Origin of the sequence: Streptomyces sp. MBT65, from assembly GCF_016612545.1 — a bacterium.
Lineage (GTDB): Bacteria > Actinomycetota > Actinomycetes > Streptomycetales > Streptomycetaceae > Streptomyces.
This window is the reverse complement of sequence record NZ_JAENRY010000297.1, coordinates 1-17,236: the sequence shown is the minus strand read 5'-3', so window position 1 is coordinate 17,236 and position 17,236 is coordinate 1. Positions and strand designations below refer to the sequence as shown.

The following is a 17,236-nucleotide window of genomic DNA, read 5'->3' as shown; positions in this document are numbered from 1 at the left end:
GGGGAGTGGCGCGGGGGAGGCATCATGCGCCGGGGTCTCATATGCGCGGCGGTGGCCGGTTCGCTCGGGCTGGCCGCGTGCTCGCACGGTGGGCAAGTCCCGCCCGTGGAGCGGCCGTTGGTGAAACAGTCGGACGCGAAACCTTCCAGCACGGCACCTTCGGAAGCCGTGCCCTCCAGCACCGTGACGACGGCGGCCTCCGAGGTGCCGCTGCGGCTGGCCTCCGCGCTCCTCGCCCCCGGCGACCTCGAGGGCTTCTCCCTCTCCCCGGCGCCACCGCCCTCGGCGGACGACGCGTCCGCCGGCTCGACCGGGTGCGCGGCGATGGACCGCGTGGACGCGTTCCGGAAGCCGGTGCTCCAGCCGTCCGTGGACGCGAAGTTGCAGCGGTTCCAGCCCGTGTCACTGGTGTACGAGGTGCTGACGCAGCGAAGCGTCGAGGACGCGCGCACGGAGGTGGAGCTGGAGGCGGATGTCTTCCGGGACTGCCACCGTCTCGTGGCGGGTGAACTCACCGGTGATCTCAGCCCGTTGGCGTTCCCGACGCTCGGCGAGCGGACTGTGGCGGGACGGGTGGAGTCCTCGGCGTACGGACTCCGGCAGAACACCGACCTGGTCTATCTGCTGCATCCCAAGGGGATCGTGATCAGCCTCGCGATCATGACCTTCGGTGCCGCCGCCGACTCGGACGTCGCCCAGCAGGTCGCCCGGGTCGCCTATCGCAAGCTGGACGACGTCGTCGCCGGGCGTTGATCGGCACCGGCCCGGCAGGGCGGGTCGGCGGGGAACGACTCCCGCCACAGCCGCGCGGTCGTGGAAGCGCCACGGCCCGTACACACCTCGGCGACCGCCAAGTCGGCGTCGGGGAACCACCGTTGAAGACGTCCCTCGTCCGTCATCGCCACCAGGTCCGTCCTCCCGGCGGACGCGGCTCCGATGGCCGTGGCGCGGTCCTCACCGTCGCCCACCGTCCCCTTTCCGGTCCAGGTTCCCGGGTGCGGTGACGCCCACAGTCGTACGGCGCCGTCGTCGCCGAGTGCCGCGAGGAAGCGCGTACCGGGGCGGGTGCCCGGCCCGAGCGCCAGACCGATGACATCCCCGGAACCGGCGTCGGCGTCGAGGTGGGTGGGCGACCCGTGGGCGCTCGCGCCCAGGTCCCAGACCGTGACCGAGCCGCGCTCTCCCGCCGCGGCCAGTACCGAACCGTCTGCGCTCGCCGTCAGCGCGCGGCCGGTCTTCGAACCGGTGCCCGCGAGCTTCAGCGCCAGGGCGGGCAGGGTCCAGTCGGTGAGGCTCCAGACGTCCACCGCTCCGTCGTCCGAACCGATGGCGAGCCGGTGCGTGCCGCCCAGGAACGCGAGACCCGTCACCGCGCCGGAGTGGCCGTCGACCCCGGTCGGGTCGGGGATGTGCCCGGGGTCCGACAGGTTCCAGAGGTAGACCCGGCCGTGCGGTGTGCCCGCGGCGAGCAGGGTGCCGTCCCGGCTCAGGGCCAGCGAGACGACCGGCTCGGAGCTCCGGGTCGCGAGCCGCGCCATGGGTGTGCCGGAACCGGCCGGTCTCCAGAGCAGGACCGTCCCGGAGGTGAACCCGCCGGCCAGCAGTGCCGCGCCCCGGCCGCCGAACGCGAGCGCGTTGAGTGCGCCGGGGCGGGCGCCGCCGTAGGAGAGCGGGCCGACGGGTCGGAGGGAGCGGTCCGGGCCCGGCGACCAGAGGAACACGGGGCCGGTCCTGCCGCCGCCCGCCACCAGGGCGCCGTCGGCGCGCACGGTGAGCGCGGTCAGGCCGCCCGGCGCTCTGCGGGCGATCGGGTCGGGGAGGCGGTGCAGGGCGAGTCGGGGGCCGGAGGCCGTCGCCAAGGTGCGGCCGTCCGGCGATACGGCCATCGTGGTCAGGGGGTCGCCGGTGCTCACCCGCGCGGTCAGGCGGTTGTCGCTCGTGCCGAAGACGCGCACTCCCGTGTCGCGGTAGGCGGCCATCCACTCCTTGCCGTCGGCGGTGAAGGCGAGGCCGACCACCGGGCCCTTGCCCGAGAACGCCGTACGGCGAGGGAGCGCGACCGAGGTACGGCCGCCGTCGCCGATCCGCCAGCGGGACACCGTTCCGTTCTGGTGGCCGGCGAGCAGGAGCGTGCCGCCGGAGTCCACGGCCAGGGCGCTGACCGGGCTGTCGGCCTGGTGGAGTTTCAGCAGCGCGCGGCGCGGGCCGGACGCGTCCAGGACGACGACGTTGCCGTTCTGCGCACCGACCGCCAGCCAACTGCCGCCCCCGCCCTGGACGATGGGGCCGGAGTCCCCGGCGATGAGCGTGTGCGGCCAGGCGAAGGGCAGGGAGGCGCCGTGGGTGAGGTCGAGGACCGTGGTGAACCCGGGGTAGAAGTTCAGGGCGAGTCGGCGGCCGTCCGGGCGGAACGCCATGCCCAGCACCGGGGCGTTGAGGACACTGGTGACGGCTTGCCCGGCGAGGCGGTCGGCGCCTGCCGTCGAGCGCACGGTCACATGGGCCTGGACCATGCCCTCCTTGGTCGAACCGTCCAGCGTGTTGAAGGCCAGCGCCTTCCCGTCGGGACTGAACACGGCCGAGGTCGACCCGCTCGTGCCGGGCAGTTGGGTCGGCGGTCCGGCCGGGCCGCCGCTGTCGAGGGGCCAGATCCGGACCCGTCCCCCGCCGGCGGCGACCAGCCGGGTCCCCGAGCGGTCGAAGGACAGTGAGGTGATCTCCGGTCCCCGCGCGGTGAGTTGGACCGAGGACCGGGCGGACGCGGCGGTCAGTACGGCGTCCCTGGTCCGGTCGGTGTGCTCGATCCGGTAGGCGGCCAGGGCGAGTTGGGCGGCCAGCGCGGGATCGCCGGCACGCGCGGACTCGGCGTCGGCGAGCAGCGTCTGCATGGATTTCTCCCGCTGCCGCTGCCGGTCCGCCTGGAGCGCCTTGAACCCGAATCCGGCACCCGAGGCGATCAGCACGGCGAGCACCACCAACGCCGAGACCACCCGTGTCCGTAGCCTGCGCCTCCGCTCGTGGTCGGCGGAGGCGGCCAGGAAAGCCTGAACGGTGCTGTTGACCCGCCCCTGTTGGCGGTTCGCCCAGTCCCGGGCGCTCGCCAACTCCGGGCCCAGCCACAGCAGTCGGTCCAGCCGCTGTTCCTCCCAGTCGGCGGCGGTGCGCTCCAGCCGTAGCCGCAACAGCGGTTCGCCGTCGTGGAGTTGCTCCACCCACTGCTCCAGCGCGGACCAGTTCATCAGCAGGGAGCGGTGGACGAGCTGGACGTGGTGTTCGTCCTCGGTGACCAGGCGGTGGAGTTTCAGGAGGTCGAGCACGGTGCGGAAGGTGCGTTGCCGGTCGGCGGGGAAGTACGAGCCGAGGACCTCCGTGCGGAGCCGCTTGACGGTCTGTTCCGTCTCGCCCGTCCAGTGCACGAGTTCGACCAGGATCTCCCGTGCGGTCCTGCGGTCCTCGTCGCCGGTCAGGCTCTCGTAGAAGGTGTCGGCGGCATGGGCGATGGAGCGGCCGAGGCCTCCGGTGCGCTCGTAGTCCGGAGTGCGGAGCGTACGGCCGTGGTGCTTCTCCCAGGTGCCGCGCAGCGCGTGCGACAGCAGCGGCAGCACACCGCTGTCGAAGTCGGCCCGGGCCTTCCGGTGCAGGGCCACGTCGGCCTGCAGCCGGGCGAGGAGGTCGGCGCCGATGACGTGTCCCGCCGCGTGGGCGGGACCGGTGATGACCTCCTCCAACTGGTCGGCGGCGAGGCGCGGTACGGGGTACATGCCCTCGTTCAGGGTCAGCGCCGATCTCAGGGACGCGTAGTCGTGGAGCGCGCCGAGGTGACTGTTCTGCGCGGACAGCACGACGCTCGCCGCCGGCTCGTGCGATCCTCCCGGGGACATCGTGGAGGCGGCGACGAGGCAGGCGATGAAGGCGTCCCGTTCCGCTTTCTCGGTGGCTGTCTCGCTGTCGCCCCGGTATCGGAAGATCTCCTCCAACTGGTCGACGACCAGCAGGTGGTGGGCCGGTGGGCGGAGCGCCTCGATCAGCGTCCGGGGGTCGGCCGCCAGCTGGTGGGCCAGGTTCTCCACGGCGGCCGGTCCGGCGTCGCGCCCCAGGACGGCCCGGGCCAGGGCCTGGAGCGGACGGTCCGTGGGCGTGAGCGTGATCCGGTGCCAACTGCCGGTCTCCGGGGCGACTTTGCCGACGGCGAGCGCGGGCAGCAGCCCGGCCCGCAACAGGGAGGTCTTGCCGATGCCGGAGGGCCCGGTGACGAGCACCGGCCCCTGGCCGCGCCGCGCGACGATCAGCCGGGCGAGCTCGTCGACCTCCTCCGTCCGCCCGAAGAAGCACTGGACACCGGAGGAGTCGTAGGGCGCGAGACCGGGATACGGGCACTCGGGGTGGCCGTGGTCGGAGGCCTCGCAGTCCCCGTCCGCCAGCGGATCGGCCGCTGTGTGGGCGGGGTTGGGGGCGAGGACGAGGCCGGCCACGTGATGGTGGGCGGCGGACTGCGGGGTGGCCGCTCCCCCGAGGTGGGGGCGTTCGACGTGGGCGAGCAGATGGCCCACGGTCAGCAGCGGATGCCCGTCCGAACTCCCCTTGCTGAGAAAGGAGATGACGTCCCCGGTGAACGCGGTGTGGTCGGCGCCGCCGGGCGCGTGGGCCTGCTCGTCGTCGTCCGCCGAGGTCAGCAGCAGACTCGGCCGGCCCGCCCGGCCGGCCAGTGAGTGCAGCCTGCTGCCGGCGAACTCGCCGTTGCTGAGCGGGAGTCCGGAGAAACAGCAGTCGAGTACGACGATCAGGGGCGCGTCACCGACCGGCTCCAGCGCGCTCATGAGCTGTTCGAAGCGCAGCGCCGCGGCGTCCAGCGAAGAACTGCCGTACGGGAACCGGGCCGCCTCCGCGGTCACCAGGAGCAGGGAGTCGTCCCTGCGCCGGGAGGCCTGCACCCCGTGCCCGACGTAGCAGAAGAGCAGCCCGCCCGACGCCTCACCCGCGAGGCGCTCGACCGGGTCGAGTACGTCGGTGGAGCGCTCGGGGTCCTTCAGCCGCAGGAGTCGGTCCGGGGCGAGGCCGCACCGGTCGACCAGGAGGTCGGCGAGTGCGTCGGCGGAGCGGTGCACCGACGGGCGGTACGGGAAGTCGGCGCTGCCGTCGGCCGGGGAGGCGGACACGACGACCGCGCGTGTCCCCTCGTAGCCGAGGAACAGTTGGCGTACGGGGTCGGACGGGGCGCCCATGCCGGGCTCACCCGGTGCTGTCCGAGGAGGCGGTCGGGGTGCTGGGCGGGGGCGACAGGGCCGCACGGACCATCTTGTCGACGGCGTCGTACTCCTTGGCCTGCTGCCGTTTCAGCTCGATCTCCACGCAACTGCCGTCCGGGCGGCGGACGGTGATCTTGACGGACTCGGTGCGCGGCCGGAACTTGATCCAGGCGACGACGGCCCCGGCCAGGACGGTGAAGGCGCCGCCCGGTTCGAGCGCGGCGACCAACGCGTCGGTCAGCGGGCCCAGATGACCTGTCTCCGACTCGTCCGTCGTACGCCGCGCGACCCGTCCGCGCAGGGCCGGACGGTCCGTCAAGTACTCCCACAAGTCCCGGAGTTCGGCGGACCGCTGGTTCGCGGACCCCGCACTCGTCACGGACAGGACCACGTCCACCGCACCGTCCATCGCCATCCCCCGAACATGCCCGCATCCCCCTGAGCGAGACGGTCATGCTAGGGCGTGCGCGGCGGGCGCGCGGCGGTTTTCGGCGGACCGCCGACCGTACGGGTGACGGTCAGGACCCCAGCTGCATCCTGAGCCACTCCTCGACCTCGCCCACGTGCGAGGCCGCCGCCGCGCGGGCCGCCTCGGGGTCGCGGGCCACCAACGCCCGGTGGATGGCGGCGTGTTCGCGGCGGGTGCGGGCGAAGGCGCCCTCCTCCTCGTAACCGCGCCAGACACGGGCCCGGAAGGTCCGGGAGGAGAGGCCCTCCAGGATCGCGGCCATGGTGTCGTTCCCGGCCGCCGCCGCGATCTCGCGGTGGAAGGCGAGGTCGTGGGCGAGGATCTCCTCGGGATCGTCGGTGGCGTTCATCGCCGTGAGGTGCTTCTCGACCTCGGCCAGTTGGTCCGGGGTGATGCGGGCGGCCGCCAGGGCGGTCGCCGTCGACTCCAGGATGCGGCGGACCTCCAGGAGTTCCACCAGTTGCGGGCCGCGCGAGAGGTCGGCGACGACACCGAAGGTCTCCAGCAGGTCACCGGCCTCCAGCTGCGTGACGTAGATGCCCGAACCGTGCCGGGCCTCCAGCACGCCGAGCACGGTCAGCGCGCGGATCGCCTCGCGCATCGAGCTGCGGGAGATGCCCAGTTGGGTCGCGAGATCGCGCTCGGGGGGCAGTCGCTGGCCCGGCTCCAGGCGGCCCTCGCCGATCAACGCCTTGATCGAGTCGATGGCGCGCTGCGTCACCGTGCCCTTGGGCGGAGCCGTCTCGTCCACGCAATCCTCCACTCACTGGGTGAGCCGCAGTGTAACCACTCAGGTGGTCCGACCACTACGGCGAAAATCCAGGAAAACTGCCTCTGTGGGGTGTTGTTTCAGGGAAGTGGTCTGATAAATATGCGGTCATCTGCTCGGACACGCTCAACGAGGAGCCACCAAATGCTCGGCAGGACAGTGGGGATACGCAGCAGGTTGCGCATGATCGGTGCGGTGGCCGCGGTCACCGGCACCGCGCTCGCGCTCACCGCGTGCGGCAGCACCAAGGACACCGGCGCGAGCAGCGCCGGCGGCAGCAGTGGTACCGGCAAGGTGGGGGTGATCCTGCCCCTGCTGACCTCGCCGTTCTGGCAGTCGTACAACGACTATGTGCCGAAGATGGCGAAGTCCGAGGGTGTCCAGGCGCTGAAGACGGTCAACTCCAACAGCGACCCCTCGCAGCAGATCACCGACATCAACAACGAGCTGAACCAGGGCGTCAAGGGCCTGGTCGTCGCTCCGCTGGACAGTGCCGCCATCGAAGCCGGCCTCGACCAGGCCGAGCGCAAGGGCGTGCCGGTCGTCGCCGTCGACGTGGCGCCCGACAAGGGCAAGGTCGCGATGGTCGTGCGCGCCGACAACGTGGCGTACGGCGAGAAGGCCTGCGAGTACCTCGGGGCGCACATCACCAGCGGCAAGGTCGTCCAGATCATGGGCGACCTGGCGTCCGTCAACGGCCGTGACCGGTCGGAGGCGTTCAGGGACTGCGTGAAGAAGAAGTACCCCAAGCTGAAGGTGCTGGAGATCCCCGCCAAGTGGGAGTCCGACACCGCGGCCTCCAAGCTCGACACGCTCCTCAACGCCAACCCCGACATCAAGGGCATCTACATGCAGGCGGGCGGCGTCTACCTCGCGCCCACCCTCCAGACCCTCAAGTCCAAGGGCCTGTTGAAGAAGGCCGGCCAGGCCGGGCACATCGCGATCGTCTCGAACGACGGCATCCCGCAGGAGTTCGACGCGATCCGCAAGGGCGAGATCGACGCCACCGTGTCCCAACCGGCCGACGCCTACGCCAAGTACGGCATGTACTACATCAAGGCCGCGATGGCCGGGAAGACCTTCCAGCCCGGCCCCACCGACCACGACTCCACGATCGTGAAGCTGCCCAGCGGCATCCTCGAGGACCAACTGCCCGCGCCCCTGGTCACCAAGGACAACGTCGACGATCCCAAGCTCTGGGGCAACACGGTCAAATGAGCATCGAGAAAAGCCCGTTGATCCCACTCGTCGAGGCGCGGGGCATTGTCAAGCGGTACGGCCCCACCGTCGCCCTCGCCGACGGTCGACTGACCGTGCTGCCCGGCGAGTCCCACGCCCTCGTCGGCCGCAACGGCGCCGGCAAGTCCACCCTCGTCACCGTCCTCACCGGCCTGGCGGCCCCCGACGAGGGCACGGTCCGCTTCGACGGCGAGCCGGCGCCCCCGCTCACCGACCGCGACGCCTGGCGCGCCAAGGTGGCCTGCGTCTACCAGAAGCCCACCGTGGTACCCGAGTTGACGGTCGCCGAGAACCTCTTCATCAACCGTCAGCCGCAGTCCCGTGGCGGCATCATCAGCTGGCGCAGGCTCCGCACCGAGGCCGCCGAACTCCTCGACACCTGGGACGTGCGCGTCGACCCCGAGGCGCGCACCGCCGACCTCAAGGTCGAGGACCGCCAAATGGTGGAGATAGCAAGGGCGTTGAGCTTCGGCGCCCGGTTCATCGTCCTCGACGAACCGACCGCCCAGCTCGACAACCGGGAGATCGAACGGCTCTTCACCCGCATGCGGGCGCTCCAGGAGTCCGGTGTCACCTTCCTGTTCATCTCGCACCACCTCCAGGAGGTGTACGAGGTGTGCCAGACCGTCACCGTGCTGCGCGACGCCCGCTGGATCACCACCGCACCGGTCGCCGACCTCCCGCGCCGCGCCCTCGTGGAGGCCATGGCGGGCGAGTCCATCGCCGAACTGGAGGTCCAGCTGCGGGAGTTGGACGACGCGGCCCCCGTCCTCCTCGACGCACGGGGGCTCACCTCCCCGTCGTACGAGAACGTCGACCTGACCGTCCGCCGAGGCGAGGTCGTCGGACTCGCCGGATCCAGCGGCAGCGGCAAGATCGAGCTGGCCGAGTCCTTCACCGGGCTGTACACACCGACCGGCGGAACGGCCCAACTCGACGGCGAGAAGCTGCCGTTCGGGGATGTGCAGGCCGCGCTCAAGGCCGGTGTCGGGTGCGTGCCGCGCGACCGGCACGGGCAGGGGCTGGTCTTCGGCATGTCCATCGGAGACAACGCGACCATGACGGTCCCAGGCCGGCTCGGCCGCTTCGGCTTCGTCGGCACCGACCGCAAAAGGGCCTTCGCCACCGAGCTGATCGACCGCCTCGACATCCACACCGAAGGCCCCGAACAGCCCGTCTCCGACCTGTCCGGCGGCAACGCGCAGAAGGTCGTCATGGCCCGCGCGCTCGCCTCCGACCCCAGGCTGCTGGTCCTCATCAACCCCACCGCGGGCGTCGACGTGAAGTCCAAGGAGTCACTGCTCGCCCGCATGGACAGCGCCCGCGACGACGGCACCGCCGTGCTCGTCGTCTCCGACGAACTCGACGACCTGCGGCGCTGCGACCGCGTCCTCGTCCTCTTCCACGGCCGTGTCGTCGCCGAGCACCCGGCGGGCTGGCGCGACCACGAGCTGATCGCCTCCATCGAAGGAGTGGACCATGGCTGACACCAAGGCGGCCCCGCCGCTCGCCGCCCCACGCACCGCCGGGGCGGGCTCGGCCCGCACGGTCCTGCTCCGCCGGGCCCGTGAACTCGCCCTCGTACCGGCCCTGTTGGTGCTCCTGATACTGGGTGCGATCGTCAACGACTCGTTCCTCACCGAACGGAACCTGATCTCCATCCTGGGCGCCTCCGCCGCGCTCGCGATGGTGGTCCTCGCCGAGTCGCTGATCCTCATCACCGGCAAGATCGACCTGTCGCTGGAGTCGGTGGTCGGCATCGCGCCCGCGATCGGCGCCCTGCTGGTCCTGCCGACCGCCGAGTCCGGCTGGGGCACCGAGTGGGCGGCCCCGCTCGCCCTCGTAGCGGTCCTCGTCGTCGGCGGGATCATCGGCGCCTTCAACGGCATCCTCGTGGTGAAGTTCAAGCTCAACGCCTTCATCGTCACCCTCGCGATGCTGATCGTGCTGCGCGGGCTGCTGGTCGGCGCCACCAAGGGCAAGACGCTGTTCGGGATGCCCGACTCCTTCTTCACCCTCGCCACCAGCACCTTCCTCAACGTCCCGATGTCCGTGTGGCTGGCGGCCGTCTGCTTCGCGGTCGCCGGGTTCGTGCTCAAGTACCACCGCGTCGGCCGCGCCCTGTACGCGATCGGCGGCAACCAGGAGGCGGCCCGCGCGGCCGGCATCCGCGTCGACCGCATGCTGCTCGGCGTGTCGATCGTCGCGGGCGTGCTCGCCTCGGTGGGCGGCATCATGCAGACCGGCTACGTCGGCGCGATCAGCGCCAACCAGGGCAACAACATGATCTTCACCGTGATGGCGGCGGCGGTCATCGGCGGCATCAGCCTCGACGGCGGCAAGGGCACCATGTTCGGCGCCCTGACCGGCGTACTCCTCCTGGGAGTCGTCCAGAACCTCCTCACCCTCGCCCAGGTCCCGTCCTTCTGGATCCAGGCCATCTACGGCGGGATCATCCTGGTCGCCCTCATGATCGCCCGCGTGACGACCGGCCGCGCCCAGGACTGACCCACCGGCCTCCGGCACCCGCACGGCACCGGATCCCTGTACCCGACCGAAAGGCCTTCCGTGTCCCCGACCCCCGCTCGCGTCATCGCGGTCGACACCTACGACATCCGTTTCCCCACCTCGCGCGAGCTCGACGGCTCCGACGCGATGAACCCGGACCCCGACTACTCGGCCGCGTACGTCGTGCTGCGCACCGACGCGGCCGACGGGCACGAGGGGCACGGGTTCTCCTTCACCATCGGGCGGGGCAATGATGTCCAGGTCGCCGCGATCGACGCGCTGCGCCACCATGTGATCGGCCGGTCGGTCGACGAACTGTGCGCGGATCCGGGGACGTTGAACCGCGAGCTGATCGGCGACAGCCAACTCCGCTGGCTGGGGCCCGAGAAGGGCGTGATGCACATGGCGATCGGCGCCGTCATCAACGCGGCCTGGGACCTCACCGCCAAGCGCGCCGGCCTCCCCCTGTGGCAGCTCCTCGCCGAGGCCGACCCCGAATGGCTCGTCAGCCAGATCGACTTCAGGTACATCACCGACGCGCTCACCCCGGACGAGGCCCTGGACATCCTGCGCCGCGGCAGGGCGGGCGCGGAGGACCGCAGGAAGATCCTTACGGAGCGCGGCTTCCCCGCCTACACCACCTCCGCCGGCTGGCTCGGATACGACGACGAGAAGCTCACCCGGCTCGCCGCGCAGGCCGTCCAGGACGGCTTCCGGCAGATCAAGCTGAAGGTCGGCGCCGATCTCGACGACGACATCCGCCGTTGCCGCGTGGCCCGTTCGGTGGTCGGGCCCGACATCCGCATGGCGATCGACGCCAACCAGCGCTGGGACGTGGCCGAGGCGATCCGCTGGACCAAGGCCCTCGCCGAGTTCGACCCGTACTGGATCGAGGAACCCACCAGCCCCGACGACGTGTTGGGCCACGCCACGATCCGCGCGGCCGTCGCCCCGGTGAAGGTCGCCACCGGCGAACACGTCCAGAACCGCATCGTGTTCAAGCAGTTGCTCCAGGCCGGCGCCCTCGACATCCTCCAGATAGACGCGGCCCGCGTCGGCGGAGTCAACGAGAACCTCGCGATCCTGCTGCTCGCCGCCAAGTTCGGCGTCCCCGTCTGCCCGCACGCGGGCGGGGTCGGACTGTGCGAACTCGTCCAGCATCTCTCGATGTTCGACTACCTCGCCGTCTCCGGGACGACCGACGACCGCGTCATCGAGTACGTGGATCATCTGCACGACCACTTCCTGGATCCGGTGGTGATCCGCGAAGGTCACTACATGGCACCCACCACTCCCGGGTTCTCGGCCACCATGCGCCCCGAGTCCATCGCCCGTTACACGTTCCCCGACGGCACCTTCTGGGCCGCCGACCTCGACCACCAGAAGGGACACGCGGCATGACCGACTTCGAGGGCCTCAAGGCCCTGGTCACCGGCGGCGCCTCCGGCATCGGCCGGGCCACCGCCGAACTCTTCGCCGAACGCGGCGCGTCGGTCGCCGTCCTCGACCTGGACCCCAGCAGCGTCGAGAAGCCGCTGCTCGGCTACCGCGCCGACGTCACCGACGACGCCTCCGTACGACAGGCCGTGGCCTCGGCCGTCGCCGACCTCGGCGGACTCGACGTGGTGGTCAACAACGCCGGCATCGGCGCCCAGGGCACCGTCGAGGACAACGACGACGAGGAGTGGCTCCGCGTCCTGAACGTCAACGTCATCGGCATGGTCCGGGTCGCCCGGGCCGCCCTCCCGCATCTGCGCGCGTCCTCCCACGGGGCGATCGTCAACACCTGCTCCATCGCGGCCACCGCCGGCCTGCCCCAACGCGCCCTGTACAGCGCCACCAAGGGCGCCGTGTACTCCCTCACCCTCGCCATGGCCGCCGACCACGTCCGCGAGGGCATCCGCGTGAACTGCGTCAACCCCGGTACGGCGGACACCCCTTGGGTCGGCCGCCTCCTCGACTCCGCCTCCGACCCGGCCGCCGAACGCGCCGCCCTGGCCGCCCGCCAGCCCTCCGGACGCCTTGTCTCGGCGGCCGAAGTCGCGGGCGCCATCGCCTACTTGGCGAGCCCGCTGTCCGGCGCCACCACCGGCACCGCGCTCGCCGTGGACGGCGGCATGCAGGGACTGCGGCTGAGGCCGGTGGGCCAGTGAGCGCGCTCGGCGGGAGTGAGGCCGGTGGGCCGGTGCGCTCCCTCGGTGCGAGCGGGGTCGAGGTCGGCGGGCTCGGCCTCGGCACCGCACCCCTCGGCAACCTGTTCACCGAGGTCGACGACGAGCAGGCGCACCTGTCCGTCGACACCGCCTGGCAGCAGGGCATCCGCTACTTCGACACCGCGCCCCACTACGGCATCGGCCTCGCCGAGCGCCGACTCGGCGCCGCGCTGAGCGAGCGCCCGCGCGCGGAGTACACGGTCTCCACCAAGGTCGGGCGCCGCCTGGAACCCGTGGAGACCGTGCTCGGCGACGACCTCGCCGACGGCTTCGCCGTGCCCGCCGACCAGCGCCGTGTCTGGGACTTCAGCGCCGACGGGATACGCCGCACCCTGGACGCGAGCCTGGAGCGGCTCGGCCTCGACCGCGTCGACATCGTCTACCTCCACGACCCCGACGACCACGCCGAAGAGGCCTTCCGCGAGGGCTATCCCGCCCTGGAGAAGCTCCGCGCGGAAGGCGTCGTCGGGGCGATCGGCGCGGGCATGAACCAGGCCGGGATGCTCACCCGCTTCGTCCAGGACACCGACGTGGACGTGGTGTTGTGCGCGGGCCGCTACACCCTGCTCGACCAGAGTGCGCTGAGCGACCTCCTCCCGGCCGCCGTCGCACGTGGCAAGTCGGTCGTCATCGGCGGGGCCTTCAACTCCGGCCTGCTGGCGGACCCGAAGCCGGACGCGACGTACAACTACGCCCAGGCGCCCGCCGAGTTGCTCGACCGCGCCCTGCGGATGAAGGCCGTCGCCGAGCGGCACGGCATCACGCTGCGCGCCGCCGCCCTCGCGTTCTGCGCCGCCCACCCCGCCGTGGCGAGCGTCCTGGTCGGTGCCCGGTCGGCGGACGAAGTGCGGGACTGTGCAGAGCAGTTCGCGGCCCCCGTGCCGGGCGCGTTCTGGCAGGAGCTGCGGGACACGGGGCTGCTGTCCGCCGACGCCCCGGTCCCGGCCGAGGAGTCGCCATGAGAGTCGCCCTGCACACCAAGGTCCGCGCCGACCGAGTCACCGAGTACGAGAACGCCCACCTCGACGTCCCCAAGGAACTCACCGCCGCGATCCGCGCCGCCGGTGCCACCTCCTGGACGATCTGGCGCAGCGGCACCGACCTCTTCCACGTCCTGGACTGCGACGACTACGCCCGACTCCTCGCCGAGCTGGACCAGCTCCCGGTGAACGTCGCCTGGCAGGCCCGTATGACCCAACTCCTCGACGTGGTCCACGACTACTCCAGCCAGGGCGCCGACGCCGGCCTGCCCGTCGTATGGGAGCTGCCATGACCGTCGATGCCCACCACCACGTATGGGACCTCTCCGTCCGCGACCAGGACTGGATCACCGGGCCCGAACTCCAGCCGCTGCGCCGGGACTTCACCGTCACCGACCTCGAACCCGAGGCCCGGGCAGCCGGCGTCGACCGGACCGTCCTCGTCCAGACGATCACCGTCGCCGAGGAGACCCCGGAGTTTCTGGCCCTCGCCGACACGCACTACCTGATCGCCGGAGTCGTGGGCTGGACCGACCTCACGAGCCCGGACGTCGCCGACGCGCTGGCCCGCCTGAGTGAACTCCCCGGCGGCCGCTACCTGAAGGGCATCCGCCACCAGGTGCAGGGCGAGCCGGACCCCAACTGGCTGCTGCGCCCGGACGTACGCCGAGGCCTCACCGCCGTCGCCGCCGCGGGACTCGTCTACGACCTGCTGGTCCAGCCCCACCAGTTCCCGGCGGCCGTCGAGGTGGCCGCCGCGCTGCCCCAACTCACCTTCGTCCTCGACCACTTGGGCAAGCCGCCCGTCGCCTCGGGCCGGCTCGAACCCTGGGCGACCTCGCTCCGCGACCTCGCCGCGCTCCCCAACACGTACGCCAAACTCTCCGGCCTGGTGACGGAGGCCGACTGGAAGACCTGGGGCACGGAGGACCTGCGCCTGTACACGGACACCGCACTCGACGCCTTCGGCCCGAGCCGGCTGATGTTCGGCTCCGACTGGCCGGTGTGCACCCTGGCGGCGGCGTACGGCCAAGTCGCGGACGCGAGCGGTGAGTTGACCGCCAAACTCAGTGCCGCCGAGCGTACGGAGGTCTTCGAGGGCACGGCCACCCGCGTCTACGGTCTCTGAGCCACCGCGTTACGGCTTCTGAGCCGCCGTCGCCAACCGCGTCGGCGGCAGATACTCCCGCACGAACGTCCGCTCCCAGCACGCGCCCGTCTCCCGCAACTCCCGCCAGGACGTGCAGCGGTAGCGGAAGAGACGGGCCCGGACGTAGCGCGGGGGAGCGCCCGGCGGGAACGGCGAGCGGCGCAACAGCCGTATTGTGTCGGGGTCGTCGGCCAGAAGACGTTCCACCAGGGCGCCGAACCACGGGTCGGCGTAGCCGGGGGAGAGGGCCGCGAACCACATCATCCAGTCGAGCCGCAGATGGTACGGCGCGAACTGGCGCGGCCAGTGGCGTGGGTCGCCCGGCTTGCCCCTGAACTCGTACTCCCGCCAGTCGGAGTCCAAGCGGGGTACGGCGTCCGTGGTGCCCTCGATCACCACCTCGTGGCGGACACGGCTGACGCTGCCGAACGCGCCGTAGGTGTTGACCAGATGGAGCGGGTCGAAGGAGCGGTTCATGATCTGGCGGCGGGAGACCATGTTGCGGACCGGTTGCCGGCTGAGCCACAGCAGCAGGGCTGCGACCGTGAGGACCATGGCCTCGTACCAGACGGGTGGGCCGGGCGCGGACGGTGGTGGGTGCGGGAACCGGATCGCGGACAGGGCCAGCGCGATGGTGAGCCAGTTCAGCCAGGCGAAGTTGCCGGACAGGACCAGCCACACCTGGGTGGCGATCATCAGGGACGCCGCCGCCGTCGCGATCGGCTGAGGGGTGAACAGCAGGACGGGGACGACGAGTTGGGTGAGGTGGTTGGCGGCGACCTCGACCCGGTGCAGCGGCCGGGGGAGATGGTGGAAGAACCAGCTCAGCGGGCCCGGCATCGGCTGTGTCTCGTGGTGGAAGTCCAGGCAGGTCAGCTTCCGCCAGCACGCGTCGCCGCGCAGTTTGATGAGCCCCGCGCCGAACTCCACCCGGAACAGCACCCAGCGGAGCAGGAACAGCACCACGACCGGCGGGGCCACCTCGTCGTTGCCCAGGAACACGGCCAGGAAGCCGACCTCCAGCAGCAGTGACTCCCAGCCGAACGCGTACCAGGTCTGGCCGACGTTGACGATCGACAGATACAGCACCCACGGCACCAGCCACAGCACCATCCCGCCCCAGAGCGGCAGTTGGGAGTCGAGCCCGGCCGCGAGTGCCGCCGACACCGCGCAGCCCGTCCAGGCGCAGCCCGCGAAGAAGCGGTCCGTGTAGTGGAGTTGGAAGACGCTCGGGGCCCGCCGGAACGGCACGCGGTCGAGGAAGCGGGGGACCGGCAGCATGCCGCGCTCGCCGATCAGCGCGCGGAACTGGCGGGCCGCGGTGAGGAACGCGATCAGATAGACACCGGCCAGGGCCCGCTGGAAGACCAGTCGGCTCAGCCAGTAGTCGGGTGCGGTGAACCATCCCACGACCGTCCGCTCCTCCCTCCGTCGTCACACCGCACGTCACACCTCGGTCGACCGTCACTCTCCGCGATCCAAGCCTCCGGTTGCGTGACCCAAGTGGGTGAAGCAGACAATAGTGGCGAATCACCCGGCTTGAGGCGGGAGAACACGGTGCGCACATCCACCGGAACCATCGTCGCGGCCTGCGCGCTCTCGGCGACGCTCCTCGTCGCCGGGTGCGGCGGAGGCGGCGGCAAGGACGCGAAGTCGAGCGGCGAGGCCTTCCTGCAGCCCGTCGCGGCACAGGGCCCCGACCCCTTCACGGACTCCACGGCCACCGCGCCGGGCACCCCACCACGGGTCACCCGAACGCCGCAGTCGACACCTGCGGGGACCACATCTCCGTCCGCCCGTCCATCGGCTTCCCCGTCCAGCGGCCGGACGCGTGCCGTCTCCGGTGCCACGCCCGGCCTGTACGGCGGGACCGCGCGGGCCGGCAGTTGCGACGTCGAGCGGCAGATCGCCTATCTCACCGCCGACCGGGCCAAGGCCCGCGCCTTCGGCCAGGCCGAGGGGATCTCCCCGGGCGCGATCCCCGGCTATCTGCGCGGGCTGACCTCGGTCGTGCTGCGCGCCGACACCCAGGTCACCAACCACGGGTTCCGTGCCGCGCGGGTGACCGGATTCCAGTCGGTCCTCCAGGCCGGCACCGCCGTCCTCGTCGACGACCGGGGCGTGCCCCGCGTCCGCTGCGCCTGCGGCAACCCGCTCAAGGCGGGGGTGGCGGGCGGGGGGACTCCCGGCAACAGCGGCCGGCCGTGGTCCGGGTACCGGCCCGCCGAGGTGGTCGTGGTGACCCCGGCGCCTCAGGTGATCACCAACATCACGATCATCGACGTCGTCGACAACACGTGGATCGAACGGCCCCTCGGTCATCACGGGCCCCACCACGACCACGTCGTACCCCCGCCGACGCACGTGGCACCGACGCCGGTGCCGAAGCCGTCCCACCCCTCTCCGCGACCGCACGAGAGCGAGTCCGGCACGTCACCCGGCGGCAGTGCGAGCGCGTCCCCCGGCGACGGCCACGGTGCTCTCCCCCCGATGCCGCCCTCCGACTGCGTCACCCCGACCGTCACCATCGCCCCGGGCGTGAGCGGCGCCCCGGCGGCTGCGGTTCCGTCCCCGGGTGTCACGAACTGCCCCACCGTGACGGCCACCCCGACGACCGGCCCGCCCGGCACCACGCCCACCCCGTCACCGCGCGGCTCCATCC

14 protein-coding genes are annotated in these 17,236 nt (G+C 71.6%); 10 read left to right on the top strand and 4 right to left on the bottom strand.

Translation table 11 applies throughout. The features are described from left to right. Positions 1-753 (top strand): hypothetical protein (locus tag JHN63_RS41520; RefSeq protein ID WP_234478465.1); only part of this gene is annotated, 753 nt, incomplete at its 5' end. On the opposite strand, the gene JHN63_RS41515 is transcribed toward JHN63_RS41520, so the two are convergent. The 3 genes from JHN63_RS41515 to JHN63_RS41505 all read right to left on the bottom strand — a co-directional run bounded on the left by JHN63_RS41515 (position 717) and on the right by JHN63_RS41505 (position 6,466). Then, the gene (locus JHN63_RS41515; RefSeq protein WP_200690306.1) at positions 717-5,222 is read right to left on the bottom strand and encodes an AAA family ATPase; all 4,506 of its coding nucleotides are present in this window, start codon (positions 5,220-5,222) and stop codon (positions 717-719) included. The genes JHN63_RS41520 and JHN63_RS41515 overlap by 37 nt on opposite strands. Positions 5,223-5,229: 7 nt before the next feature. Continuing rightward, positions 5,230-5,661 carry a hypothetical protein gene (locus JHN63_RS41510; protein WP_200690305.1) on the bottom strand — a complete coding sequence of 144 codons (432 nt, stop codon included), beginning with the start codon at positions 5,659-5,661 and terminating at the stop codon, positions 5,230-5,232. A gap of 103 nt (positions 5,662-5,764) precedes the next feature. Continuing rightward, positions 5,765-6,466 carry a FadR/GntR family transcriptional regulator gene (locus tag JHN63_RS41505; protein WP_200690304.1) on the bottom strand — a complete coding sequence of 234 codons (702 nt, stop codon included), beginning with the start codon at positions 6,464-6,466 and terminating at the stop codon, positions 5,765-5,767. A gap of 162 nt (positions 6,467-6,628) precedes the next feature. On the opposite strand from JHN63_RS41505, the gene JHN63_RS41500 reads away from it, so the two are divergent. Genes JHN63_RS41500 through JHN63_RS41465 form a run of 8 tightly spaced genes read left to right on the top strand, consistent with a single transcriptional unit; the run spans position 6,629 to position 14,553 of the window. Then, positions 6,629-7,702 carry a sugar ABC transporter substrate-binding protein gene (locus tag JHN63_RS41500; RefSeq protein WP_200690303.1) on the top strand — a complete coding sequence of 358 codons (1,074 nt, stop codon included), beginning with the start codon at positions 6,629-6,631 and terminating at the stop codon, positions 7,700-7,702. Then, positions 7,699-9,210, top strand: a complete 1,512-nt coding sequence (locus JHN63_RS41495; protein ID WP_200690302.1) for a sugar ABC transporter ATP-binding protein — start codon at positions 7,699-7,701, stop codon at positions 9,208-9,210. Before JHN63_RS41500 ends, JHN63_RS41495 begins: the two co-directional genes overlap by 4 nt. Beyond that, complete coding sequence (locus JHN63_RS41490) at positions 9,203-10,231, top strand: ABC transporter permease (protein WP_200690301.1); 1,029 nt, start codon at positions 9,203-9,205, stop codon at positions 10,229-10,231. The genes JHN63_RS41495 and JHN63_RS41490 overlap by 8 nt, the downstream gene beginning before the upstream one ends. Before the next feature lie 60 nt (positions 10,232-10,291). Beyond that, complete coding sequence (locus JHN63_RS41485) at positions 10,292-11,632, top strand: L-fuconate dehydratase (RefSeq protein WP_200690300.1); 1,341 nt, start codon at positions 10,292-10,294, stop codon at positions 11,630-11,632. Next, positions 11,629-12,384 (top strand): SDR family NAD(P)-dependent oxidoreductase, encoded by a 756-nt coding sequence (locus JHN63_RS41480; RefSeq protein ID WP_200690299.1) that lies wholly within the window; start codon positions 11,629-11,631, stop codon positions 12,382-12,384. The genes JHN63_RS41485 and JHN63_RS41480 overlap by 4 nt, the downstream gene beginning before the upstream one ends. 32 nt (positions 12,385-12,416) lie before the next feature. After that, positions 12,417-13,406: an aldo/keto reductase gene (locus JHN63_RS41475; protein ID WP_200690308.1), complete on the top strand. Its 990-nt coding sequence runs from the start codon at positions 12,417-12,419 to the stop codon at positions 13,404-13,406. After that, positions 13,403-13,717 carry an L-rhamnose mutarotase gene (locus tag JHN63_RS41470; protein WP_200690298.1) on the top strand — a complete coding sequence of 105 codons (315 nt, stop codon included), beginning with the start codon at positions 13,403-13,405 and terminating at the stop codon, positions 13,715-13,717. The genes JHN63_RS41475 and JHN63_RS41470 overlap by 4 nt, the downstream gene beginning before the upstream one ends. Next, on the top strand, positions 13,714-14,553 hold the full coding sequence (locus JHN63_RS41465; protein WP_200690297.1) for an amidohydrolase: 840 nt from the start codon (positions 13,714-13,716) through the stop codon (positions 14,551-14,553). The genes JHN63_RS41470 and JHN63_RS41465 overlap by 4 nt, the downstream gene beginning before the upstream one ends. Positions 14,554-14,562: 9 nt before the next feature. Here the strand turns inward: JHN63_RS41465 and JHN63_RS41460 are convergent, their stop codons facing one another. After that, positions 14,563-15,984: a lipase maturation factor family protein gene (locus tag JHN63_RS41460; RefSeq protein ID WP_200690296.1), complete on the bottom strand. Its 1,422-nt coding sequence runs from the start codon at positions 15,982-15,984 to the stop codon at positions 14,563-14,565. Positions 15,985-16,131: 147 nt separating this feature from the next. On the opposite strand from JHN63_RS41460, the gene JHN63_RS41455 reads away from it, so the two are divergent. After that, a partial coding sequence (locus tag JHN63_RS41455) for a DUF6777 domain-containing protein (protein WP_200690295.1) occupies positions 16,132-17,236 on the top strand: 1,105 nt, incomplete at its 3' end.